Genomic DNA, 23,168 nt, shown 5'->3' with positions numbered 1-23,168 from the left:
TTTTCGCCTCCCTACGCTAACCTGCGGCCATGTTTTACGAGGTCGACTAATGCACATTCATATTCTGGGTATCTGCGGCACCTTCATGGGTTCGATGGCGGTTCTGGCCAAGGAACTCGGCCATCACGTGACCGGCTCCGATGCCAACGTCTATCCGCCGATGAGCACTCAGCTTGAGGCTCAGGGCATTCAGTTGACCCAAGGCTACGATCCTTCCCAGCTCGATCCGGCCCCGGACCTGGTGGTTATCGGCAATGCCATGTCGCGCGGCAACCCGGCCGTCGAATACGTGCTGAACAAAGGCCTGCCGTACGTTTCTGGCCCGCAGTGGCTGGCGGATCACGTGCTGCAAGGTCGCTGGGTGCTGGCTGTCGCCGGTACTCACGGTAAGACCACCACCAGCAGCATGCTGGCCTGGGTCCTGGAGCACGCGGGCATGAGCCCGGGCTTCCTGATCGGTGGTGTGCCGCAGAACTTCTCGGTGTCCGCTCGCTTGGGTGGGACGCCGTTCTTCGTGATCGAAGCCGACGAATATGACAGCGCCTTCTTCGATAAACGCTCCAAGTTCGTTCACTACCGCCCGCGCACGGCGATCCTGAACAACCTTGAGTTCGATCACGCGGACATTTTCCCCGATCTGCCAGCCATCGAGCGGCAATTCCACCATTTGGTGCGAACCATTCCGAGCGAAGGCCTGGTGATCCATCCGACCACCGAGCCGGCGTTGCAGCGTGTCATCGAAATGGGCTGCTGGACCCCGGTGCAGACCACCGGAGCGGGCGGACAATGGCAGGTCAAACTGCTGAGCGAAGACGGTTCGAAGTTTGAAGTGATGTTCGAAGGTGTCGCCCAGGGCGTGGTCGAGTGGGACATGACCGGTCAGCACAACGTGGCCAACGCCCTGGCTACATTGGCAGCTGCGCGTCATGTCGGCGTGGTGCCTTCCATGGGTATCGCCGCGTTGAGCGCCTTTAAAAGCGTGAAGCGCCGTATGGAAAAAGTCGCCGAAGTGCGCGGCATCACCATCTATGACGACTTTGCTCACCATCCGACTGCCATTGCGACGACCCTCGATGGCCTGCGCAAACACATCGGTGATGCGCCGTTGATCGCGATCATCGAGCCGCGCTCCAACTCCATGAAGCTTGGCGCGCACCGCGACGGCTTGCCGGAAAGCGTGGTCGATGCCGATCAGGTGATCTGGTACGCACCGGCCAACCTCGGCTGGGACCTGGCCGGCACTGCCGCGCTGTGCACCGTACCGTCGATTGTCAGCGATTCGCTGGAAGGCATCATCGAGCGCGTGAAAAGCCAGGCCCAGCCCGGCACCCACGTGGTGATCATGAGCAATGGCGGCTTCGGCGGCCTGCACGGCAAACTCGCCGAGGCGCTGCAATGAGCAGCGGCCCGGATCGCATCACACTGGCGATGACCGGCGCTTCCGGCGCCCAGTACGGTTTGCGTCTGCTCGATTGCCTGGTGCGTGAAGATCGCGAAGTGCACTTCCTGATTTCCAAGGCGGCACAACTGGTGATGGCCACCGAGACTGATGTCACGCTGCCGCCAAAACCGCAGATGATGCAGGCCTTCCTCACGGAATACACCGGCGCTGCGGCCGGGCAAATCAAGGTGTATGGCAAGGAAGACTGGATGTCGCCGGTGGCTTCGGGCTCCGGTGCACCGGCGGCGATGGTGGTGGTGCCGTGTTCCACGGGGACGCTGTCGGCCATCGCGACCGGTGCCTGCAACAACCTGATCGAACGCGCCGCCGATGTGACCTTGAAGGAGCGTCGCCAGTTGATTCTGGTGCCGCGTGAGGCGCCGTATTCAAGCATCCATCTGGAGCACATGCTCAAGCTGTCGAACATGGGCGTGACGATTTTGCCGGCCTCGCCGGGTTTCTATCATCAGCCACAAACCATCGATGACCTGATCGACTTTGTCGTCGCGCGGATTCTCAATCTGTTGAGCATCCCGCAAGACATGCTGCCACGCTGGGGCGAACACCATTTGAGCAGCGATGAATAAGCTACTCACCCTCTTGTTGGTGTTGCAACTGACCGGCTGCGCCACGGCGCGCACCCTTGATGCCTCCAAGCCCGGTGCACCGCTGGTGTATGCGGGGACGCGTCTGGATGTGTATGCCATGAATGGCGGGTGCTGTGCCAAGGACCACTTTGGCGCTGAGGCACCGAGTTACCCCGGCTTGGACCTGCCAGCCAGCGCATTGCTCGACACGCTGCTGTTGCCGTTGTCATTGCTGACGGTGATCGGGGTGAGTTTTCAGGCGACGGGTGGGTTGTAGCGTTCGACTCTGAATCTGGGTGAGCCCTTCGCGAGCAGGCTCGCTCCCACATTGGATTTGTAACAGTCCAGTGTGGGAGCGAGCCTGCTCGCGAAGGCGTCCTTTCAGGCGCCACAGTTACTTGCCGAGCTTGCGCAACTCATCCGACTCGACAATCCGCACCCCATCCTGCTCTTCCAACGCCAACCGCCACATCGCCCGGGCCAGTTGGCAGGCTTCGATGCCGTGGTATTTGCCCGGGATCAGGCGTGACAGCGGGCCGGCGACTTTCTCGCCCAGGCGAGGCTCGATGCGATCTCCCAGCAACAGAGAAGGGCGGCAAATGGTCAGTTGCGGCCAGTCCTGCGCGCGCAATGCGTGTTCCATCTCGCCTTTGACCCGGTTGTAGAAAATCGAGGATCTGCGATCAGCGCCCAGGGCACTGATCACGATCAGGTGGCGTGCGCCCATTTCCCGCGCACGTTTGGCAAACGCCACGACCATGTCCAGGTCCACCGCACGAAACGCTTCTTCGGAGCCTGCCTGTTTGATCGTGGTACCAAGGCAGCAGTAGGCGATATCGACACGACCGTTCAGCTGCGGCAGAAACACCGCCGGATCGCCAACCGGGTTTTCCAGGTGTGGGTGTTTGGCGAGTGGACGGCGTGAGGGGGCCAATACCCTTGAAATCGTAGGCTCGTTGAGCAGGCGATCAAGCAGATGTTCACCGGTCAACCCGGTAGCTCCGGCAAGCAATACATGCTGAGGCGTCAAGTACATAGTGTTTCCCCCTTGATACTGTTCAGCTTAGTTGCTCTTTGCATCCTTGCTGTCGATAGAGACACTTTGTAGCGCTTTTCGTGCCTGCTGCTTGCGTGACAACTGCCAGTGCGAGATGACCGTTTTCGGTGCCCAGAGCTGCGGTTCAGAGGCTTCGAAGCTGTCCGCCAGTTCGCGTTCGGCGACGGTGGCCTTGGCCAGTTTGAAGGCTTGCTCCAGGTCGTCGGTCTGGTTCAGCGCCTGGGCAAACAGCGCATCGCCGAAGTAGGTGAAGTTGGCTTCCTCGGAGCAGCCGAAGGACACACGGTCCGCCCGCGAGGCCGTCATGATCAGGGTGCGTTCGTCTTTCAACGCCGGAATGAAACCGCCGGAATAGCAGGACGAAATCACGATGATCTTGTCGCGATTCTTCAACGGTGCCAGCACCGCGGCGAGTTCATCGGCCGGCAGATCGGACAGCTCCATGCGCGGCTGGTCGAGCACCAGTTCGTGTTCGGCGGTGCCGTGGCTGGTCAGGTAAATGAAGATCAGATCTTCCGGGCCGCTACGCTCGGCCAGTGTCAGCGCGGCGCGGCGCAGGTTTTCCCGGGTGGCCATCGGCCGGTCGACGAGGTGGTCGCGATGATTCACCAGGCGTATCTGCCCGAATGCACCGAAGCGGCTGCTGAGCATATTGCTGACGTAATCGGATTCGCGCAGGAACACGCTTTGTTTGCCGTCACCGCCGACTGTCAGGGTGTACAACTCGACGGCCGGCGTCGAGGCCGGCACGTTGAGCAGGGCGTCGTCGAGCAAGCGGCCCTGGGCCAGCAAGCCAAGTTCCAGGCTGTCGGGCAGCAACTTGCCATCGGCGTCACGCACACGCTGGCCATTGTTCCACGTGCCGCTTTGCACGGTGCCGTCAGTTAGCACCAATGTGCCGCGCCCCGAATAGCTGTCGCTGTCGAATTGCCCGATATAAAAGCTGCCATCGGGCAGGTTCAAACGGCCCTGGCCGGTGAAGCGCCAGTCGCTGAACTGGCCGATGTAGTGGCTGCCATCGGCACCGATCAACTCGCCCTTGCCGTTCAGCGAGCCTTCCTTGAACTGACCGAGCCAGACATCGCCGTCGGCATTTTCGTAGCGGCCCTTGCCGTGCAATTGATTGTTCTTGAAGCCGCCCACATAGATGTCGCCGTCGGCGCTGTTGAAGGTCCCGTTGCCTTCCAGTTGCCCATCGACGAAATGCCCGGTGAACTGATTGCCGCTGGCGTCGCCGCGCTGGCCTTCACCGTTGGGTTTGCCATGGGCGAACTGGCCCTGGTACGAGCTGCCGTCGTCGAGTTCGAGATGACCGAGCCCTGAATATTGATCGGCCTTGAATTCGCCGCGATAGGTCATGCCGTTTTCTTTGAGCGTGCCTTCGCCCTCGCGCCGACCGAGTTTGAAACCGCCGGTGTAACTGCTGCCTTGTGTGGTTAGCGTGCCCTGGCCGTCGAACAGGCCCTGGTTGAAATTCCCGCGAAAGACCTCGCCGTTGCTGCCATGCCATTCGCCCTGGCCATGCCATTGGCCCTTATCGAACTCGCCGGCGTACCAGCTGCCGTTCGGGTAGTCGATGCGGCCCTGGCCTTGCAGCAAGCCATTGACCAGATCACCGCGATAGCGCCCGCCATCCGGCAAGCGGGCATCGGGGGGCAGCGGCGATTCGCCGTTACCGCAAGCGGTGAGCAACAGGGTCAAGGCAAGGAGTGCAAGTGAGCGCATAGCGGGATCCGGGCAATTAGGCGACCGAGTATGCCGCAGCTATGTGTCGTATATATAGAGAGGGTCGCGAAACAGCGTGAGCTGCTTCGCATCCGGGAGGATTACACGAAGCAGAGGGACAGTGACTCAGCGATATAGGCCGGTTTCTCCGAGCCTTCTATCTCAAGGGTGCAGGTGGCCTTGAGCAGCCATTGACCGGGTTTTTTTTCGGTGGCGTCGCTGAGTTCGACCTTGAGACGCACTCTCGAATTGACCTTGACCGGTTGAATGAAACGCACGCTGTCGAGACCGTAGTTGACCACCATCTTCACGCCTTCGGGGAGGATGAGGATGTCTTCCATCAGTTTCGGGATCAGTGACAGCGACAGAAATCCATGGGCGATGGTACCGCCGAATGGTGTTTGCGCGGCTTTGACCGGGTCGACATGAATGAACTGGTAATCACCTGTGGCTTCGGCGAACAGGTTGATGCGCTCCTGATCGATGGTGAGCCATGCGGAACGTCCGAGTTCCTTGCCGACATAATCTTTGAGCTCTGCAACGGGAACATAGGGCATTGAGACTCTCCTTGGGTTTCATCGGATTTATAGTTTTTCGGGTGGGGGGATTTGACCTCCCTGTGAACCACTTTAGATCAACATGGCAAATGGCTCCGGTCAACTGTCCATGCTTTTGGCGAATGCCGATCCATAGCGCTGACGTGCTTATAATGCTCGGCCCCTGCTTTGAGGGGCGAGTGCGGGAGATGCCGGATGTTGTTACGTGGCCTGACCTGGCTGGTGCTGTTCCAATTGCTGGGCACAGCCATCAACCACTTGTTTTTACCGGTGCTGCCGGGGCCGATTATCGGTTTGCTGTTGTTGCTGGTGTACCTGATTTCACGCGGACAAGTCGGCGAGCCGTTGAGCCTGGCGGCCAGCAGTCTGCTGCGTTATTTGCCGTTGCTGCTGGTGCCGCCGGCCGTGGGCGTGATGGTGTACTTCAAGGACATTGCCGCTGACTTCTGGGCCATCGTCGGCGCCTTGGTGTTGTCGCTGGTGCTGTCCATGGCCTTCGCCGGAGTACTGATGCAGCGCATGGTCAAACCCCACGCCCCTCGCGGAGATGACCAATGATCCTGGATTGGCACGGCGCGCTCGACTCGGTGATTCATCATCCGTTGTTTGGCATCGGCATCACGTTGGGCGCTTATCAGTTGGTGTTGGCCGCTTTCGAGAAAACCCGCTGGATCTTCCTGCAACCGGTGCTGGTCTCGATGCTGGTGGTGATCGGTGTTCTGGTGACCTGCGGCCTGACGTACGCCGAGTACCGCAAGAGCACCGAGATCCTCAGCATCTTGCTCGGGCCTGCGACGGTGGCGCTGGCGGTGCCGCTGTACCTCAATCTGCGGCGGATTCGGCAGTTGTTCTGGCCGATATTTACTACGCTGGTGATAGGTGGCGTGGTCGCCACGGGCATGGGCGTGTTGCTGGGCTGGTGGTTCGGTGCCGAGCATATGATCCTGATGACCATGGCACCCAAGTCGGTGACGTCTCCGATTGCCATGCTGGTAGCCGAGCAGATCGGCGGTGTCGCGGCGCTGGCCGCGGTGTTCGTGTTGATCACCGGCGTGATCGGTGCGATCTTCGGCCCGAGCCTGTTGACCCGTCTCGGTGTCCACAGTCCCGAGGCGCGCGGCATGGCGCTGGGCATGACCGCCCATGCGGTCGGCACTTCGGTGGCCTTGCAGGAAAGTGAAGAGTGCGGCGCCTTTGCGGCGCTGGCGATGAGTCTGATGGGCGTGGCCACGGCGGTGTTCCTGCCGTTGGCGGTGTCGATGGTGGTGTAAGGAAATGTCTATGAGCTTGCCGCTTTTCCCGCTGAACACAGTGCTGTTTCCTGGCTGCATTCTCGACTTGCAGATCTTCGAGGCGCGCTACCTGGACATGATCAGCCGCTGCATGAAACAGGGTGGCGGCTTTGGCGTGGTGTGCATCCTCGATGGCGAGGAAGTCGGCATTGCGCCGGCGGGTTATGCGCTGGTGGGTTGCGAAGCGCTGATCACCGATTTCAAGCAACAGGACAACGGCCTGCTGGGGATTCGGGTGCAGGGCGGGCGACGGTTTCATGTCTTGCACACCGAGGTTCAGCGCGATCAACTGACCCTTGCGGAAGTCGAATGGCTGGAAGATGAACCTGAACAACCGCTGCAGGATGAAGACGCGGATCTGGTGGCGCTGCTCAAGGCGTTGGCAGAGCACCCGATGGTCGAGGCCTTGAACATGGGGACCGAAGCAACCGGGCAGCAGTCACTGGCCAATCAGCTCGCTTATCTACTGCCGTTTGCCGAAGTGGACAAGATCGACCTGCTGCAACTCGATGATCCGCAACAGCGACTGGATGCAATTCAGGCGCTGCTGGATGAGTTGCAGGGTGAGTTGTTTGCTTAGTTGCACTTTGTATTAACTTGGTTCGTTTGCCATCATTGTTTTGATTTTGTCTTTGTCTTAATTTCAAATTGCCCGCAAAGAGTGGGTGAACTGATTAATAATAAGGATGAGGTTATGACTATTTATGAGGACGAATGGGCATTTTGGGATGATATTGCGGGTAAGTATATTCTGAAACATGCGGCGGTCGATCATAACGTTGATAAGGTGATAGATGCCGCTGGCGTTTATGCTGATTTGATGGTGCTTGCGCGCCGTAAGCGCAAGCGTTTAAAGCCTTTGCTGAAGGAAGTGCCAGTGGCCGCCATGCCTCAGGTTTAGCAGGTTTTCTATATTTCGTTATTCTTTTTGTTGGCGGTGCTCCCACTTTGTTAGTGGGTGGTAAATAGTGTCGAATCTAATAAGGTTAAGGGGTTTATAGGGTCATGGAAGAAAATAAAACATTTACAGCTAATCTTTACGTTAATGGGTTGCCGTTGGTCCTGAATCAGCAGCGCCTGAAGACAAGGCTCAGTGATCCGCGAATTACCAGGCGCGAACAATTGGATGTTGAGGTCGCCCTGGCTGACAGGGGCGCTTCGAGTATTATCACGCTCGCCGATCATGAAGGTGACTCTCCATTGTTGTTCAAGTTTGTTCCGCATGGTGACAATTATGCTGTCACTGTCGTTTTGCGAGGGACTTATGAAGGATGGCGCTTGAAAATAGAGGCCGATACTCACCATGTGTCTGTAAGTGACAAGGCGGAGTCTGACTTTTTTTCAATCAGTAAACACGGTGCGCCTAAAGCCGGGTTTGCGGATCTTGTCCCAGGGCCCTCTTATGTTTACATCGTGAGTGAGGTGAATGGGCGAGCGTTATATCGCGCCGAGGATGGCGGGAAGATAATCTTCAAAAATATAGATCCTAACCGTACAGGGCATGATGCCTTTAACAACAAGCCTGCCACCTTTGCACTCAAGGTTGTTCAGGCGTCCGCCGCTGTAGAGGCGTGAACTCGCGCCATTCATTCGTGCAATGAATGGCGCGTTTCATCGTTATTAATCAATACGCGTACCGCAACATCGCATGCGGCAAGTGCCGCAACGCAAAGAACGCAAACAAAGCCACCAACGCCGGCAGCACCAGCCACCAGACTTTAGGCGGCATGGCGTTAAGCGGCGCCTGACGCTGGCTCACCCACAAGCTCGCTGCGCACACGCACGCCGCCAGCATCGCGCCGGCCAGTACATCTGTCGGCCAATGCGCGCCCAGGTACACCCGTGACAGGGCAATCGCCAGCGCAGGTATACAACCGACGAGCAGCCAGGTCAGGCGCATCCGTGGTGGTTGTCCGCGACCGGCCAGTACGGCGAGGGTCAGGAATAGCGCGAATGACCCTGAGGCATGGCCGCTGGGCATGCTGTAGCTGGTCAGCGGATCACTCAGCACTTCCGGGCGCATACGGGCGAAGAAGTGTTTGGTCACGGTGTTGCCCAGTGCCGTGAACAGCAGGGCGCTGCAGGCAAAGATCGCTTGTCGCCATTGCCGGGTGATCAGCAGAAGTGCGACCAGCAACGCACTGAACACCAGCATGTTGCGGAACTCGCCGATCAGCGTGAACAGCACTGCCACTTCATCAAGCATCGGGCTGCGATGTTCCTGTACCAGGGTCATGACGCCCTGATCGAGCGCGGTCAGGTGTGGATAACCGATAAACAGTCCCAGCAGAATCAGCAAGCTCATCCCGGCAATCAGCATCGTCGCCTTGCGATGACGGCGCATGCTGCTGGTGATGCTCAGGCCGACCATGGCCGCAATGGCGCCAGCGACGACGCCCGCCTCCGGCCAGAAACCTTCCGGCAACGGCAACCGAATCGCGGCGCCCGTGGCCCAGCCGGGCAGCAGGTACGCCACACTCCAGCCAGCGGCAGCCAACAGACTGACAGCGAAAAATCGCGGGAAGGGCATGTCGAACATACCGGCGACCATCGGCAGCATCGGCCGCAGGGGGCCGATGAAACGCCCGACCAGCAGGCTGGCGATGCCATAGCGCTGGAAATACGCCTCGGCTCCGGCAATCCATTCCGGATGATGGCGCAACCCCGGCAGCCGCCGGATGTTTTGATGGAAGTGTCGACCGATGAAGTAGGACACGACATCGCCCAATACGCCGGCGAGGAACCCCAACAGCAGCGTTTCGCTCAACGACAACGCGCCACTGCCGGCCAGAACCGCCACGGCGAACAGCAACACCGTGCCGGGCACAATCAGTCCGGCAATCGCCAGGCATTCCACAAAGGCCACGATGAACACCGCTGCCGCCAGCCATTGCGGGTTGACCGTCAACCAACCGGTCACGCTATCGAGCCATGGGCCCATAAAAACAACTCCATCAAATGTTCATTGGTCCCATGGGGGGACGAACGCAATATTCAAAACACTACAGCTCCCACAGGGGGGGATACCCATCTTCAAGGCAGCAGAAAATAATCGCGACCTTCGACCTGCCCTCGTCGCAGCGGGTTCCGCGTGCAATACGGCGCATAAGCCGCATCGACGAAGCGGTACATCAAGTGTTCATCGCGCCCATGGGGGATGCCCAGGCGCGTGGTTTGAATGACGTGGGCAGGCGCCGGGCCGATATCCTCAACCAGCAACACCTCATGATCGAAACGCTTGGCATCCCAGACCGGCACCTTCAAGCCCAGCGCCTTGCACAGCAATGTCTGACCGGCACACAGCTTTTGCGAAGGGCGAGGGCGGCCTTGGGCGTCGGGATTGTTCAATAACATCTGCGCCAGACTCGCCGGCCCGCTCAATTCATCGACCCACGGATAGGCGGATTTGATCAGTACCGCATTGCCGGGGCCTTGAGCGCTGAAGTTCAGGGAGTCGCCGCCGCGGGCGTAATACATATAGATGTGCCCGCCATCCAGAAACAAAGCCTTACGCTTTTCTGTGTAGCCGAGGGAGGCGTGGCTGCCTTTTTCTTCGAAGTAATAGGCTTCGGTTTCGATAATCCGGGCGCTGAGCCACAGGTCGCCGACCCGGTGACGGATGACTTTGCCGAGTAAATCCCGGGCCAGCGTTTGTGCGTCGCGGTCGAAAAACGCATCCGGGAGCCCCGTGGGCAGGCTCGCAGCGGACGCTCGAACAGTCAGGTTGGACATGATGAACGGCGTTTATCAGGGCTGATTGAGCGGTGATGATAACAATTTGCAGCTTAATCCCGGCTGAACGTCGGCAAATTGCCCTCGATTTCGACCATCCGCCCGTCACCGCTGTTAGTCGGGAGACGCGACAGCTATAATCTGCCGCTTTCCTCTTTACCAAGACCACAGCAGACAATGACTGAGTCCGTTCTTGACTACATGACCCGCCTGGGTCGCGCTGCCCGCGAAGCCTCTCGCGTCATCGGTTGTGCCAGCACCGCGCAGAAAAACCGCGCCTTGCAGGCTGCTGCCAATGCGCTGGACGCTGCACGCTACGAGCTGACGGCGGCCAACGAACTGGATTTGGCCGCGGGTCGCGCCAATGGTCTTGAAGCTGCCTTGCTGGAACGTCTGGCGCTGACCCCGGAACGCATCGACGGCATGATCGTCGGCTTGCGCCAGGTGGCCGCATTGCCGGACCCGGTCGGCGCGATTCGCGACATGAGTTTCCGCCCGTCGGGTATTCAGGTGGGCAAGATGCGCGTGCCGTTGGGCGTGATCGGGATCATCTACGAATCCCGGCCGAACGTGACCATCGACGCCGCCAGTCTGTGCCTGAAGTCCGGCAACGCGACGATCCTGCGTGGCGGTTCCGAAGCCATTCATTCCAACCGTGCCATTGCCGCCTGCATCCAGCGCGGCCTGGCCGAAGCCGAATTGCCGGCCGCCGTGGTGCAAGTGGTCGAAACCACCGACCGTGCCGCCGTAGGCGCGCTGATCACCATGCCCGAATACGTCGACGTCATTGTGCCCCGTGGCGGCCGTGGCCTGATCGAACGCGTCAGCCGTGATGCGCGCGTGCCGGTGATCAAGCACCTGGACGGCATCTGCCACGTTTACGTGAGCGAGCACGCCGACCTGGCGAAAGCCCAGCGCATCGCGTTCAACGCCAAGACGTATCGTTATGGCATCTGCGGCGCAATGGAAACGCTGCTGGTGGATCAAACCGTTGCCAGGGATTTCCTGCCGTCGATGGCTGCCCAGTTCCGCGAAAAAGGCGTTGAGCTACGTGGTTGCGAACGCACGCGGGTAATCATCGATGCGGTGGTGGCCACAGAAGAAGACTGGACCACCGAATACCTGGCGCCGATTCTGTCGATCCGCGTGGTCGACGGGCTGGACCAGGCCATCGAACATATCAATAAGCACGGCTCCCATCACACCGACTCGATCGTCAGCGAAAACCTCGCCGACACGCGGCGTTTCGTCGCGCAAGTCGATTCATCGTCGGTGATGATCAATACCCCGACGTGCTTCGCCGATGGCTTCGAATACGGATTGGGTGCCGAGATTGGCATTTCTACTGATAAGCTGCACGCCCGCGGCCCGGTGGGCCTCGAAGGTCTGACCTGCGAGAAGTACATCGTGGTCGGTGATGGCCAGTTGCGCGGCCAGGCGTCGGTCTGACTTGGGCGACTTCAACCCGACAGCCCCAGCCACCGCAGACGAGCCTGAACCTCGGCGCATCGGCATGCTGGGCGGCACGTTCGACCCGGTGCACATCGGCCATCTGCGTGGTGCGCTGGAAGTCGCCGAGTCGTTGGCGCTCGATGAATTGCGCCTGACACCCAGCGCCAGGCCGCCGCACCGCGGTACGCCGCAGGTCTCGGCCAAAGACCGTCTGGCGATGGTCGAGTGCGCGGTGGCCGGTGTGGCACCGTTAGTGGTGGATGCCCGCGAATTGCAGCGGGACAAACCGTCCTACACTATCGATACCCTGGAACTGATGCGTGCCGAACTGGCCGCCCAGACCCAGGTTTTTCTACTTTTGGGCTGGGACGCATTTTGCGGCCTGCCCACTTGGCACCGCTGGGAAGAGTTGCTCCAGCATTGCCACATCCTGGTGCTGCAACGCCCGGATGCCGACAGCGAACCGCCGGATGCCTTGCGCAACCTGCTGGCAGCGCGCTCGGTGAGCGACCCGCTGGCCCTCAAAGGGCCGAGCGGACAGATTGCATTCGTCTGGCAGACACCGCTCGCGGTATCCGCCACCCAGATCCGTCAACTGCTGGCCAGCGGTAAGTCGGTACGTTACCTGGTGCCCGACGCGGTCCTGGCCTACATCGATGCGCACGGACTTTACCGTGCGTCGAACTGAAAAGAGGCGCGCTTCAAGCACGTGATCACGTGTATCGAAGCCCCCGAACATACGAGCAAAACGAGTTTTATATGACTGACAAAGACGTAGCTAAAGTAAAGCGCAAAGGCACATTCAAAAGCGCTCCACTGCCAGTAGAGGCTCCAACCGGGCCGGAGCTGCGCGGTGAAGAACTGGTCAAGGTTGCCGTAGCCGCCCTGGAAGACGTCAAGGCCCAGGACATTCAGGTCATCGACGTTCGTGAAAAGCAGAGCATCACTGACTTCATGATCATCGCTACCGGTACTTCCAATCGCCAGATCGGCGCGATGCTGGACAAGGTTCGCGAAGCCGTCAAAGCCCAGGGCGTCAAGCCATTGGGTGAAGAAGGCAAGGGCGACAGCGACTGGGTCCTGCTGGACATGGACGACGTCATCGTTCACATGATGACCGCCTCCGCTCGCCAGTTCTACGACCTGGAACGTCTGTGGTCCGGCGCTGAACAGAGCCGTGCGCTGAACGCGGCTCACCACAGCCCGGAAAACACCCACGAGCATTTCATCAAGCTCAACAAAGACCAGCAATAAGGGCCCGCTGTGCGACTGCGACTGATCGCCGTCGGTTCACGGATGCCCAAGTGGGTGGAAGAAGGCTGGCATGAATATGCCAAGCGTCTTCCGTCCGAGCTGGCGCTGGAACTGGTGGAAATACCGCTCAACACCCGTGGCAAGAACGCCGACGTGGCGCGCTTCATCCGTCAGGAAGGCGAAGCCATGCTGGCCAAGGTCGGGCCGAATGAGCGTGTTGTCACCCTCGAAGTCCACGGCAAACCCTGGAGCACTGAGCAGCTGGCGGTCGAACTCGATCGCTGGCGCCTGGACTCGCGCACGGTGAATTTCATGGTCGGCGGCCCCGAAGGGCTGGCGCCGGAAGTCTGTGCCCGAGCCGATCAGCGCTGGTCATTGTCGCCGTTGACGTTGCCGCACCCGCTGGTGCGAATCCTGATCGGCGAACAGCTGTATCGTGCCTGGACAGTCTTGTCCGGCCACCCTTACCACAAGTAGTTCTGCCCCCATGTCTCAGCCGATCCGTATCAAGGACCACGAAAAAGACGCCCGTCTGGTGCGTGGCCGTGTCGTGTTCGGTGCCATTGCGGTCGTGACGCTTATTAGTGTGCTGATCGCGCGGTTGTATTTCCTCCAGGTCATCCAGTACGAGTACCACTCGACGCTGTCGGAAAACAACCGCGTCCATGTGCAGCCGATTCCACCACCCCGTGGGTTGATTTACGACCGCAACGGTGTGGTTATCGCCGACAACCGGCCCAGCTTCAGCCTGAGCATGACCCGCGAACGTTCCGGCGATTGGCAGCAAGTGCTCGACGTAATTGTCCAGGTGCTTGAGCTGACGCCCGAGGATCGGGTGATATTCGAGAAACGCATGCGTCAGGGGCGTCGGCCGTTCGAGCCGGTGCCGATCATGTTCGAATTGACCGAAGAGCAGATCGCGCGAATTGCCGTAAACCAGTTCCGCCTGCCGGGGGTGGAAGTGGTCGCGCAGCTGGTTCGTCACTATCCGCAGGGCGCGCACTTTGCGCATTCGGTCGGGTACATGGGGCGGATCAACGAGAAAGAGCTCAAGACGCTGGATCCGGTGAGTTACAGCGGCACCCATCAAATTGGCAAAACCGGCATCGAGCGCTTCTACGAGCCGGAGTTGCACGGTCAGGTCGGTTACGAAGAGGTCGAGACCAATGCTCGGGGCCGCGTGTTGCGGGTGCTCAAGCGTACCGATCCGATTCCCGGCAAGGACATCGTCCTGAGCCTGGACATCAAATTGCAGGAAGCCGCTGAAACGGCACTCGGCGGTCGTCGTGGCGCTGTGGTGGCACTGGACCCAAAAACCGGCGAAGTACTGGCGATGGTCAGTCAGCCGAGTTTCGACCCGAACCTGTTCGTGACGGGCATCAGCTTCAAGGCCTATTCCGAACTGCGTGATTCCATCGACCGGCCGCTGTTCAACCGCGTGCTGCGCGGTTTGTACCCGCCAGGTTCGACGATCAAACCGGCGGTGGCGATTGCCGGTCTGGATTCCGGCGTAGTCACGGCTTCGACCCGCGTGTTCGACCCTGGTTACTACATGCTGCCCAACTACGATCACAAGTACCGTAACTGGAACCGTACCGGCGACGGCTATGTAGATCTGGACACGGCGATCATGCGGTCCAACGACACCTACTTCTATGACCTGGCCCACAAGCTGGGGATCGATCGATTGTCGTCGTACCTGGGCAAGTTCGGCATTGGCCAGAAGGTCTCGCTGGACATGTTCGAAGAATCGCCGGGCTTGATGCCTACCCGTGAATGGAAGCGTGCGACCCGTCGCCAGGCCTGGTTCCCGGGTGAAACCCTGATTCTGGGGATCGGCCAGGGCTACATGCAGTCCACGCCGCTGCAACTGGCCCAGGCCACGGCGCTGGTGGCCAACAAAGGGGTGTGGAACCGTCCGCACCTGGCCAAGACCGTCGAGGGCGAGAGGCCCAAGGATGAAAACCCGATGCCGGACATCGTCCTGCGCGATCCGTCGGACTGGACCAAGGTCAACCACGGTATGCAGCAGGTGATGCACGGCGCTCGCGGTACCGCGCGCAAGGCAGCGATTGGCGCGCAATACCGGATCGCCGGTAAAAGTGGTACGGCTCAGGTTGTCGCGATCAAGCAGGGCGAGAAGTACGACCGTTCCAAGGTTCAGGAACGTCACCGCGACCACGCCTTGTTTGTCGGCTTCGCGCCGGCCGACAACCCGCAAATCGTGGTGTCGGTGATGGTCGAGAACGGCGAGTCCGGTTCCGGCGTCGCCGCGCCAGTGGTGCGTCAAGTCATGGACGCCTGGCTCCTGGACCAGGACGGACGTCTGAAAGCCGAGTACGCCAGCCCTATCAGCGCAGAGGCTACAGCCCGTGATGAATAATTTTGATCGCATGCTCTCCAGTGAGGATGTGATGCGTCGTCGTGCCACGCTGTTGCAGCGCCTGCACATCGATGGCCCGTTGTTGATTCTGCTGCTGACCCTCGCGGCCGGCAGCCTGTTCGTGCTGTATTCGGCCAGCGGCAAAAGCTGGGACCTGCTGGCCAAGCAAGCGACTTCGTTTGGCATCGGCCTGGTGTCGATGATCGTCATTGCGCAGTTCGAACCGCGATTCATGGCGCGTTGGGTGCCGGTTGGTTATGTGCTCGGCGTGCTGTTGCTGGTGGTGGTGGACGTCATGGGCCACAACGCCATGGGCGCCACGCGCTGGATCAACATCCCCGGGGTGATTCGCTTCCAGCCTTCGGAGTTCATGAAGATCCTGATGCCGGCGACCATCGCCTGGTACCTGTCCAAGCGCACCTTGCCGCCGCAGCTCAAGCACGTGGCGGTCAGTCTGTTCCTGATCGGCTTGCCGTTCATCCTGATCGTGCGTCAGCCGGACCTGGGGACATCGCTGTTGATCCTGGCCGGTGGTGCGTTTGTACTGTTTATGGGTGGCTTGAAATGGCGCTGGATCATCAGTGTGCTGGCGGCTGCCGTTCCGGTGGCTGTGGCGATGTGGTTCTTCATCATGCACGACTACCAGAAGCAGCGAATCCTGACGTTCCTCGACCCGGAGAGTGATCCGTTGGGGACTGGCTGGAACATCATTCAGTCGAAAGCCGCCATCGGTTCCGGCGGTGTGTTCGGCAAGGGCTGGCTGCTGGGCACCCAGTCGCACCTGGACTTCCTGCCGGAAAGCCACACCGACTTCATTATTGCGGTGATGGGCGAAGAGTTTGGCCTGGTGGGCATTTGCGCGTTGCTGCTGATCTACTTGCTGTTGATCGGTCGGGGGCTGGTGATTACCGCCCAGGCCCAGACTTTGTTCGGCAAATTGCTCGCAGGCAGCCTGACGATGACGTTTTTTGTTTACGTTTTCGTCAACATCGGTATGGTCAGTGGCCTGTTGCCGGTCGTGGGGGTGCCGTTGCCGTTCATTAGCTACGGAGGAACTTCGCTGGTAACGCTGCTGTCAGCGTTTGGGGTTTTGATGTCGATCCATACCCATCGTAAGTGGATCGCACAAGTTTGAATAAGGTGAAGATTTCAATGCAAGTAATGCGTGGCTGGGCGACTCGATACGCGCCATGGGTCGGCCTGGTAAGCATCCTTGGCACAGCGCAGGACGCGTTGGCCGGCGATTACGAAGGCTCACCCCAGGTGGCCGAATTCGTCGGTGAAATGACCCGCGATTACGGTTTCGCCGGTGAGCAGCTGATGGGCGTGTTCCGCGAAGCCGAGCGCAAGCAGTCGATTCTGGACGCCATCTCGAAACCCGCTGAACGGGTCAAGCAGTGGAACGAATACCGGCCGATGTTCATCACCGACGCGCGCATCGCCCGTGGTGTGGACTTCTGGCGTCAGCACGAAGCAGTACTGGCGCGTGCCGAGCAGGAATACGGTGTGCCGGCGCAGGTGATTGTCTCGATCATCGGCGTTGAAACCTTTTTCGGCCGCAATACCGGCAATTACCGGGTGATCGATGCGTTGTCGACCCTGGGTTTCGACTATCCTCCCCGTGCCGAGTTTTTCCGCAAGGAACTGCGTGAGTTCTTGCTGCTGGCCCGGGAAGAGCAGGTCGATCCGTTGACCCTCAAGGGCTCCTACGCCGGTGCCATGGGCTTGCCGCAGTTCATGCCGAGCAGTTTTCGCGCGTACGCCGTGGATTTTGACGGCGACGGCCACATTAATATCTGGAACAACCCGGACGATGCCATTGGCAGCGTTGCCAGTTACTTCAAGCGTCACGGCTGGGTGGCCGGCGAACCGGTGGTCAGCCGCGCCGACGTTCGGGGTGATCAGGTGGACGACGGTTTGACCACGGGCATCGAGCCGGTTAAAACCGCAGGGGAGTTGCGGGCGCTGGGGTGGTCAAGTCATGATGCGCTGCGCGATGATATGCCGGTCACGGCTTTCCGCCTGGAAGGTGACAATGGCCCCGAGTACTGGATGGGCCTGAAGAACTTTTACGCGATCACGCGTTATAACCGCAGCGTGATGTACGCCATGGCCGTACATCAACTGTCTGAACAGCTGGTCCAAGCACGGGGCGTCAAGTAATGCGGGCATTGCCTATGAATAAACCCCTGAAGCTCATGGCTTTCGCCGCGTTGGCGGTGCTGCTTGCCAGTTGCTCGACCAGTCGCGCGCCGGCTCAGAAATCCCCGTCCACCGCCGTGCGTGCTACGCCGGGGCTGGACATCAACCGTGCCCACAAAGATGGCGCGCCGTGGTGGGATGTCGACGTATCGCGCATCCCGGACGCCACGCCGACCCTGCACAGCGGTCCTTACAAAGCCAACCCGTACACGGTGCTGGGCAAGACCTATTTCCCGCTGCAAGAATCCAAGACCTACGTCGCCTCGGGCACGGCGTCCTGGTATGGCACCAAGTTTCACGGCCAGAACACCGCCAATGGCGAGGTGTATGACCTGTACGGCATGAGTGCAGCACACAAGACATTGCCACTGCCAAGTTACGTTCGGGTGACCAACCTGGACAACAACAAGAGCGTGATCCTGCGGGTCAACGACCGTGGGCCGTTCTATTCGGACCGCATCATCGACTTGTCCTATGCCGCCGCCAAAAAACTCGGTTACGCCGAAATCGGCACCGCGCGGGTCAAGGTCGAGGGCATCGATCCGCAACAGTGGTGGGCGCAAAAAGGCCGTCCGGCGCCTTTGATGCTCAACGAGCCGCAAGTCGCGCAAAATAGCGCCCCGGTGATTACGGCCTCGGCCGGCACCGTCGAGCAATGGACGCCGCCACCGCAGCAACACGCCGCGGCCGTTGTGCCAGTTCAGCTTGATGCAAAAAAAAACGCTTCTGTACCAGCCTCTGGCCAGTATCTGCAGGTGGGCGCGTTCGCCAACCCGGACGCTGCAGAACTCCTGAGATCGAAGCTCAGCGGGATGGTGAGCGCTCCGGTGTTCATCAGCTCGATAGTGCGCAACCAACAGACACTGCATCGGGTGCGCCTGGGGCCGATCGGTTCTCCGGGTGAAATCCAGCAAGTGCAGAACAGCGTGCGCATGGCCAATCTCGGCTCGCCGAGCGTGGTCACCGCCGAGTAATACGTAGTACTTGATTGACGGTTCGCTTGCGGTTTGGGGGGCGGACCTGGTTGTTGGCTCATGAGAACAAAAGCCCGGCAAGGGTTAAAGAGTGAACGACTGAACACGCGACAGCTCGTTAGAAAGCTGTCTGATTAGTTTTGCCCTTGGGCAGTTTCCATTAGCGATTTCGAGAGACGGATGAACATCACCACCTTTGCCAAACGCCTGTTCCTGTTAGTCCCGCTGCTCCTCTCGCCCGCGGCGTTCGCGGTCGAGGTGATGCCATCACCCCCACAACTGGCCGCCAAGGCCTATGTGCTAATGGACGCCAGCAGCGGCAACGTGCTGGTCGAGAACAATGGTGATCAGCGCCTGCCGCCGGCCAGCCTGACCAAGCTGATGACCGCGTACATCGCGACCCTGGAAATCCGTCGTGGCCAGATCGGCGAAAACGATCCGGTGACCGTCAGCGAAAACGCCTGGCGTACCGGTGGTTCGCGGATGTTCATCAAGGTTGGCTCGCAGGTCACTGTCAGCGACCTGCTGCACGGCATCATCATTCAGTCGGGTAACGACGCCAGTGTTGCGCTCTCCGAGCACATCGCCGGCAGCGAAGACGCTTTCGCCGACGTGATGAACAAAACCGTGGCCGACCTGGGCATGACCAACACCCACTTCATGAACCCGACCGGTCTGCCAAACCCTGAGCACTACTCGTCGGCTCACGACATGGCTGTGCTGGCTCGCGCGATCATCCACGAAGACCCGGCTCACTACGCGATCTACTCGCAGAAAGAGTTCTTCTGGAACGGCATCAAGCAACCTAACCGCAACCTGCTGCTGTGGCGCGACAAGACGGTCGACGGTCTGAAAACCGGTCACACCGACGAAGCCGGCTACTGCATGGTGTCTTCGGCTGTACGTGATGGCATGCGCCTGATCGCCGTGGTATTCGGTACCAACAGCGAAGTGGCGCGCGCCGCCGAAACCCAGAAACTGCTGACTTACGGTTTCCGTTTCTTCGAAACCCAGACCTTCTATCAGAAAGGCGCCGAGCTGGCTCAGGCCCCTGTCTGGAAAGGCGCGACCAATCAAGTCAAGGCCGGCCTGGCTGAAGACCTGACCATGACCCTGCCAAAAGGCCAGCTGAAAAAGCTCGCCGCCAGCATGACCATGAACCCGCAGCTGGTTGCGCCAATCGCCAAGGGCGACGTGATCGGTAAAGTGGAAGTGAAACTGGACGACAAAGTGGTGCACAGCGCCGATCTGATCGCCCTGGACGCTGTCGAGGAAGGTGGTATCTTCCGCCGCATGTGGGATAGCATCCGTCTATTCTTCTACAGCATCTTCAACTGAATACAGTGTGCACCTGCATGACTCCGCGCTGATCCGGCGCGGGGTCATGCCCGTCGCCACGGCTTACGCTTACGAGGCCGTTACGCCATGACCGATACCGAAGTAAAGGCGCCAAAGATCGAGTTCCCTGCCAATGATTACCCGGTTAAGGTGATCAGCGACACCGGCGTGGGGAATAAGGACACGATCATCGACATCGTCAGGAAACACGCAACAATCAATGAAGAGCGTGTAGACGAGCGCCAAAGCAGCAACGGCAAATACACCACTATTCAGTTGCACATCGTTGCCACCGGCCAAGAACAGCTGTACGACATCAACAGCGAACTGCGGGCTACCGGCTTCGTGCACATGGTGTTGTGATGTCTGGCACGCTGGGCTTTCGTGAGCTCGGCCAGATGGCTTACGAGCCGGTCTGGCATGCCATGCAACGCTTCACCAACGAACGCGGCACCGAGGCCGCCGACGAGATCTGGCTGGTCGAGCACCCACCGGTGTTCACCCAGGGGCAGGCCGGCAAGGCCGAGCACTTGTTGTTGCCGGGGGATATTCCGGTGGTGCAGGTCGACCGAGGCGGGCAGGTGACTTATCACGGCCCTGGCCAACTGGTGGCTTATCTGCTGCTGGACGTACGCAAGCTGGGGTTTGGCGTACGTGACCTGGTCACCCGAATGGAACTGTGCCTGATCGAACTGCTGGCGAGTTACGGCGTTATTGCCGCCGCCAAGCCGGACGCACCGGGTGTCTACGTCGACGGGGCGAAAATCGCCTCCCTGGGTCTGCGGATCCGCCACGGTTGTTCCTTTCATGGCCTGGCCCTGAACGTGGACATGAACCTGGAACCGTTTCGACGGATTAATCCCTGCGGCTACGCCGGGCTGGCGATGACCCAGCTGAGCGATCACGCAGGACCGATTGAATTTGCCGAGGTAAGTGCCCGGCTGCGCGCGCAGCTCGTCAAACACCTCGACTATGCTGAGCAGACGACCCTAACGGGCGGAATCGATTGATATGACTACTGATGCAGTGCAAACCATGATCCCGACGCTCGATGTCACTGAGCGTCCGGCCCCGCGTGCCAAGGTTGAAGCCGGCGTCAAGCTGCGCGGCGCCGAGAAGGTTGCACGTATCCCGGTGAAGATCATTCCGACCACCGAACTGCCGAAGAAACCCGACTGGATTCGCGTACGCATCCCGGTTTCCCCGGAAGTCGACCGTATCAAGGCCCTGCTGCGCAAACACAAGCTGCACAGCGTGTGCGAAGAAGCGTCCTGCCCGAACCTGGGCGAGTGCTTCTCCGGCGGCACCGCGACGTTCATGATCATGGGCGACATCTGCACCCGTCGCTGCCCGTTCTGTGACGTCGGCCACGGCCGTCCGAAACCACTGGACACCAACGAGCCGCAAAGCCTGGCCATCGCCATCGCCGACCTGAAACTCAAGTACGTGGTGATCACCTCGGTTGACCGCGATGACCTGCGTGACGGTGGTGCCCAGCACTTTGCCGACTGCATCCGCGAGATCCGCAAGCTGTCGCCGAACGTACAGCTCGAAACCCTGGTCCCGGATTACCGTGGCCGTATGGACGTAGCACTGGAAATCACCGCCGCCGAGCCGCCAGATGTGTTCAACCACAATCTGGAAACCGTGCCGCGCCTGTACAAGGCTGCGCGTCCGGGTTCGGATTACCAGTGGTCGCTGACCCTGTTGCAACGCTTCAAGCAGATGATGCCGCACATTCCAACCAAGTCCGGCCTGATGCTGGGCCTGGGCGAAACCGACGAAGAAGTCATCGAAGTCATGAAGCGCATGCGCGAACACGACATCGACATGCTGACCCTCGGCCAGTACCTGCAACCGTCCCGCAGCCACTTGCCAGTGCAGCGTTTCGTGCACCCGGACACCTTCGCCTGGTTCGCCGAGGAAGGTTACAAGATGGGCTTCAAGAACGTCGCGTCGGGCCCGCTGGTACGCTCCTCGTACCACGCCGACGAACAAGCGAAGCTGGTTAAAGCCGAGCTGATATCGTCCCTGTAATTTGGCGATGACTTAAAAGGCGCCCGCATGGCTTTTCAGGCTTTGCGGGCGTTTTTTTGCCTGGCCTACGCCAGCCAGTGTGTTTTCCTGCAACCTGCGGGCGACTGAGCCTCTTCTGTTTGTCCCCGTTCCTGACTACTGTGTGCTGAAGATTTTCGCGCAGGGAGATTCATGGATGACCGTTCGACCGACCCACACGCTGTATCCGCATACACCTGTTCCGGCCTTGCCGTCGGAAGGGTTGATCGGCGTGATTGCACCCGCCGGCCCTGCCGGACTGGACACTGAGAAGGCCATCGCCTGGATGCGCGCTCGCGGCTACGCGCTGCGGGTGTTTCCCGGGGTGTATGAGCAGGAGGGTTATCTGGCCGGCAGTGACGAGGTGCGGCTCAATGATCTGCACGCGGCGTTCGCGGATCCCGAGGTGGATGCGATCATTTGCCTGCGCGGTGGTTATGGCACGCCGCGTTTGCTCGACCGTATCGATTTCGAACTGCTGCAAAACAACGCCAAACCGTTCATCGGCTATAGCGATATCACGGCGCTGCATTTGGCGATCAGTCGTTATGCCGGATTCGTGACCTTCCATGGTCCGCTGCTCAATGCCGATTTGCTGGGCGACAAGCAGAAGCCTACCGAGTCGTCGTTTTTCAACATGCTCAGAGGCCAGGTGAAGGCCGGCAGCGTGCTTTCGCACCCGGTGGCCTGGCCGTTGACCACGATTGAGCCTGGCATCGCTCACGGGCGTTTACTGGGCGGTAACCTGTCGATGATTGCCGCGACCATGGGCACGCCTTACGAGCTGGAGGCCGAGGGCGTGATCCTGTTGATCGAGGACGTCAATGAGCCGCTGTATCGCATTGACCGGCTGCTGACCCATCTGCGGCTGGCGGGTGCGCTGGGCAAGCTGCGCGGGGTTCTGGTGGGGGATGTGGCGGGGGTTGATGCGGCCGCGCTGGAACGGTTGCTCAAGCAGACCTTCGAGCCGTTGCGGATTCCGGTGCTGGCCGGGTGGCGCAGCGGGCATTGTGATCCGAACCTGACATTGCCGATGGGGGCTTTGGTTCGATTGGATGCGGGGAAGAAAGAATTGGTGTTGGAGCAGGATGTGGTGGTCAGGCGCTAGAGTTTCGTCGC

26 protein-coding genes are annotated in these 23,168 nt (G+C 59.9%); 21 read left to right on the top strand and 5 right to left on the bottom strand.

From position 1 onward, the window contains the following. The first annotated feature begins 49 nt into the window (after nucleotides 1–49). Genes mpl through AC07N8_RS07905 form a run of 3 tightly spaced genes read left to right on the top strand, consistent with a single transcriptional unit; the run spans nucleotide 50 to nucleotide 2,305 of the window. Complete coding sequence (gene mpl, locus AC07N8_RS07915) at nucleotides 50–1,399, top strand: UDP-N-acetylmuramate:L-alanyl-gamma-D-glutamyl-meso-diaminopimelate ligase (RefSeq protein WP_123433408.1); 1,350 nt, start codon at nucleotides 50–52, stop codon at nucleotides 1,397–1,399. Continuing rightward, entirely contained in the window at nucleotides 1,396–2,028 is a 633-nt protein-coding gene (gene ubiX / locus AC07N8_RS07910) for a flavin prenyltransferase UbiX (protein ID WP_493142956.1), read from the top strand. The genes mpl and ubiX overlap by 4 nt, the downstream gene beginning before the upstream one ends. Further along, entirely contained in the window at nucleotides 2,021–2,305 is a 285-nt protein-coding gene (locus AC07N8_RS07905) for a YceK/YidQ family lipoprotein (RefSeq protein WP_483843061.1), read from the top strand. The genes ubiX and AC07N8_RS07905 overlap by 8 nt, the downstream gene beginning before the upstream one ends. Before the next feature lie 117 nt (nucleotides 2,306–2,422). Here AC07N8_RS07905 and AC07N8_RS07900 read toward each other — a convergent pair whose 3' ends face one another. The 3 genes from AC07N8_RS07900 to AC07N8_RS07890 form a co-directional block, all read right to left on the bottom strand. Beyond that, nucleotides 2,423–3,064, bottom strand: coding sequence for an oxidoreductase (locus AC07N8_RS07900; protein ID WP_123433410.1), 642 nt, complete (start codon nucleotides 3,062–3,064; stop codon nucleotides 2,423–2,425). Nucleotides 3,065–3,091: 27 nt separating this feature from the next. After that, nucleotides 3,092–4,810 carry a C13 family peptidase gene (locus tag AC07N8_RS07895; protein WP_493142954.1) on the bottom strand — a complete coding sequence of 573 codons (1,719 nt, stop codon included), beginning with the start codon at nucleotides 4,808–4,810 and terminating at the stop codon, nucleotides 3,092–3,094. Nucleotides 4,811–4,911: 101 nt separating this feature from the next. Continuing rightward, nucleotides 4,912–5,367 carry a MaoC family dehydratase gene (locus tag AC07N8_RS07890; RefSeq protein ID WP_493142952.1) on the bottom strand — a complete coding sequence of 152 codons (456 nt, stop codon included), beginning with the start codon at nucleotides 5,365–5,367 and terminating at the stop codon, nucleotides 4,912–4,914. Between the two features lie 195 nt (nucleotides 5,368–5,562). Between AC07N8_RS07890 and AC07N8_RS07885 the strand changes: the two genes are divergently transcribed. The 5 genes from AC07N8_RS07885 to AC07N8_RS07865 all read left to right on the top strand — a co-directional run bounded on the left by AC07N8_RS07885 (nucleotide 5,563) and on the right by AC07N8_RS07865 (nucleotide 8,234). After that, nucleotides 5,563–5,925: a CidA/LrgA family protein gene (locus tag AC07N8_RS07885; RefSeq protein ID WP_483843058.1), complete on the top strand. Its 363-nt coding sequence runs from the start codon at nucleotides 5,563–5,565 to the stop codon at nucleotides 5,923–5,925. Nucleotides 5,926–5,927: 2 nt separating this feature from the next. Further along, nucleotides 5,928–6,638, top strand: a complete 711-nt coding sequence (locus tag AC07N8_RS07880; protein ID WP_193560097.1) for an LrgB family protein — start codon at nucleotides 5,928–5,930, stop codon at nucleotides 6,636–6,638. A gap of 10 nt (nucleotides 6,639–6,648) precedes the next feature. Further along, nucleotides 6,649–7,239 carry an LON peptidase substrate-binding domain-containing protein gene (locus tag AC07N8_RS07875; protein WP_483843057.1) on the top strand — a complete coding sequence of 197 codons (591 nt, stop codon included), beginning with the start codon at nucleotides 6,649–6,651 and terminating at the stop codon, nucleotides 7,237–7,239. Between the two features lie 114 nt (nucleotides 7,240–7,353). Further along, nucleotides 7,354–7,560, top strand: a complete 207-nt coding sequence (locus AC07N8_RS07870; protein WP_483843056.1) for a hypothetical protein — start codon at nucleotides 7,354–7,356, stop codon at nucleotides 7,558–7,560. Nucleotides 7,561–7,664: 104 nt separating this feature from the next. Further along, nucleotides 7,665–8,234: a hypothetical protein gene (locus AC07N8_RS07865; protein WP_483843055.1), complete on the top strand. Its 570-nt coding sequence runs from the start codon at nucleotides 7,665–7,667 to the stop codon at nucleotides 8,232–8,234. Nucleotides 8,235–8,283: 49 nt separating this feature from the next. On the opposite strand, the gene AC07N8_RS07860 is transcribed toward AC07N8_RS07865, so the two are convergent. Both AC07N8_RS07860 and AC07N8_RS07855 read right to left on the bottom strand, forming a co-directional pair. After that, on the bottom strand, nucleotides 8,284–9,600 hold the full coding sequence (locus AC07N8_RS07860; RefSeq protein WP_493142949.1) for a bifunctional DedA family/phosphatase PAP2 family protein: 1,317 nt from the start codon (nucleotides 9,598–9,600) through the stop codon (nucleotides 8,284–8,286). A gap of 92 nt (nucleotides 9,601–9,692) precedes the next feature. Continuing rightward, on the bottom strand, nucleotides 9,693–10,391 hold the full coding sequence (locus AC07N8_RS07855; protein WP_483843053.1) for a DNA-3-methyladenine glycosylase: 699 nt from the start codon (nucleotides 10,389–10,391) through the stop codon (nucleotides 9,693–9,695). A 177-nt stretch (nucleotides 10,392–10,568) separates the two neighbouring features. Here AC07N8_RS07855 and AC07N8_RS07850 point away from each other — a divergent pair, with 177 nt between their 5' ends. From AC07N8_RS07850 to AC07N8_RS07790, 13 genes are all read left to right on the top strand, one after another. Further along, nucleotides 10,569–11,840, top strand: coding sequence for a glutamate-5-semialdehyde dehydrogenase (locus AC07N8_RS07850; RefSeq protein ID WP_493142947.1), 1,272 nt, complete (start codon nucleotides 10,569–10,571; stop codon nucleotides 11,838–11,840). Nucleotide 11,841: 1 nt separating this feature from the next. Continuing rightward, nucleotides 11,842–12,531, top strand: a complete 690-nt coding sequence (nadD, locus tag AC07N8_RS07845; RefSeq protein ID WP_493142945.1) for a nicotinate-nucleotide adenylyltransferase — start codon at nucleotides 11,842–11,844, stop codon at nucleotides 12,529–12,531. A 71-nt stretch (nucleotides 12,532–12,602) separates the two neighbouring features. Further along, nucleotides 12,603–13,097, top strand: a complete 495-nt coding sequence (gene rsfS, locus AC07N8_RS07840) for a ribosome silencing factor (RefSeq protein WP_123433420.1) — start codon at nucleotides 12,603–12,605, stop codon at nucleotides 13,095–13,097. A 9-nt stretch (nucleotides 13,098–13,106) separates the two neighbouring features. After that, the gene (gene rlmH / locus AC07N8_RS07835) at nucleotides 13,107–13,574 is read left to right on the top strand and encodes a 23S rRNA (pseudouridine(1915)-N(3))-methyltransferase RlmH (protein WP_007937439.1); all 468 of its coding nucleotides are present in this window, start codon (nucleotides 13,107–13,109) and stop codon (nucleotides 13,572–13,574) included. 10 nt (nucleotides 13,575–13,584) lie between these two features. Beyond that, complete coding sequence (gene mrdA / locus AC07N8_RS07830) at nucleotides 13,585–15,480, top strand: penicillin-binding protein 2 (RefSeq protein WP_493142943.1); 1,896 nt, start codon at nucleotides 13,585–13,587, stop codon at nucleotides 15,478–15,480. Between the two features lie 31 nt (nucleotides 15,481–15,511). Continuing rightward, the gene (rodA, locus tag AC07N8_RS07825) at nucleotides 15,512–16,615 is read left to right on the top strand and encodes a rod shape-determining protein RodA (protein ID WP_046028876.1); all 1,104 of its coding nucleotides are present in this window, start codon (nucleotides 15,512–15,514) and stop codon (nucleotides 16,613–16,615) included. Nucleotides 16,616–16,632: 17 nt separating this feature from the next. Further along, nucleotides 16,633–17,643 carry a lytic murein transglycosylase B gene (gene mltB / locus AC07N8_RS07820; protein WP_483843049.1) on the top strand — a complete coding sequence of 337 codons (1,011 nt, stop codon included), beginning with the start codon at nucleotides 16,633–16,635 and terminating at the stop codon, nucleotides 17,641–17,643. Then, nucleotides 17,643–18,656: a septal ring lytic transglycosylase RlpA family protein gene (locus tag AC07N8_RS07815; protein ID WP_483843048.1), complete on the top strand. Its 1,014-nt coding sequence runs from the start codon at nucleotides 17,643–17,645 to the stop codon at nucleotides 18,654–18,656. The genes mltB and AC07N8_RS07815 overlap by 1 nt, the downstream gene beginning before the upstream one ends. A 180-nt stretch (nucleotides 18,657–18,836) precedes the next feature. Then, entirely contained in the window at nucleotides 18,837–19,994 is a 1,158-nt protein-coding gene (locus AC07N8_RS07810; RefSeq protein ID WP_027924295.1) for a D-alanyl-D-alanine carboxypeptidase family protein, read from the top strand. A gap of 87 nt (nucleotides 19,995–20,081) precedes the next feature. After that, nucleotides 20,082–20,357, top strand: a complete 276-nt coding sequence (locus AC07N8_RS07805; protein ID WP_483843047.1) for a DUF493 domain-containing protein — start codon at nucleotides 20,082–20,084, stop codon at nucleotides 20,355–20,357. Further along, on the top strand, nucleotides 20,357–21,004 hold the full coding sequence (lipB, locus tag AC07N8_RS07800) for a lipoyl(octanoyl) transferase LipB (RefSeq protein WP_483843046.1): 648 nt from the start codon (nucleotides 20,357–20,359) through the stop codon (nucleotides 21,002–21,004). Before AC07N8_RS07805 ends, lipB begins: the two co-directional genes overlap by 1 nt. Nucleotide 21,005: 1 nt before the next feature. Then, nucleotides 21,006–22,031 carry a lipoyl synthase gene (lipA, locus tag AC07N8_RS07795; RefSeq protein ID WP_483843045.1) on the top strand — a complete coding sequence of 342 codons (1,026 nt, stop codon included), beginning with the start codon at nucleotides 21,006–21,008 and terminating at the stop codon, nucleotides 22,029–22,031. A 175-nt stretch (nucleotides 22,032–22,206) separates the two neighbouring features. Further along, the gene (locus AC07N8_RS07790) at nucleotides 22,207–23,157 is read left to right on the top strand and encodes a S66 peptidase family protein (RefSeq protein WP_483843044.1); all 951 of its coding nucleotides are present in this window, start codon (nucleotides 22,207–22,209) and stop codon (nucleotides 23,155–23,157) included. Nucleotides 23,158–23,168 lie beyond the last annotated feature (11 nt).

It is taken from the genome of Pseudomonas sp. GW821-FHT10C09 (genome assembly GCF_059415465.1).
This window is presented reverse-complemented; position numbering and strand designations above follow the sequence as displayed.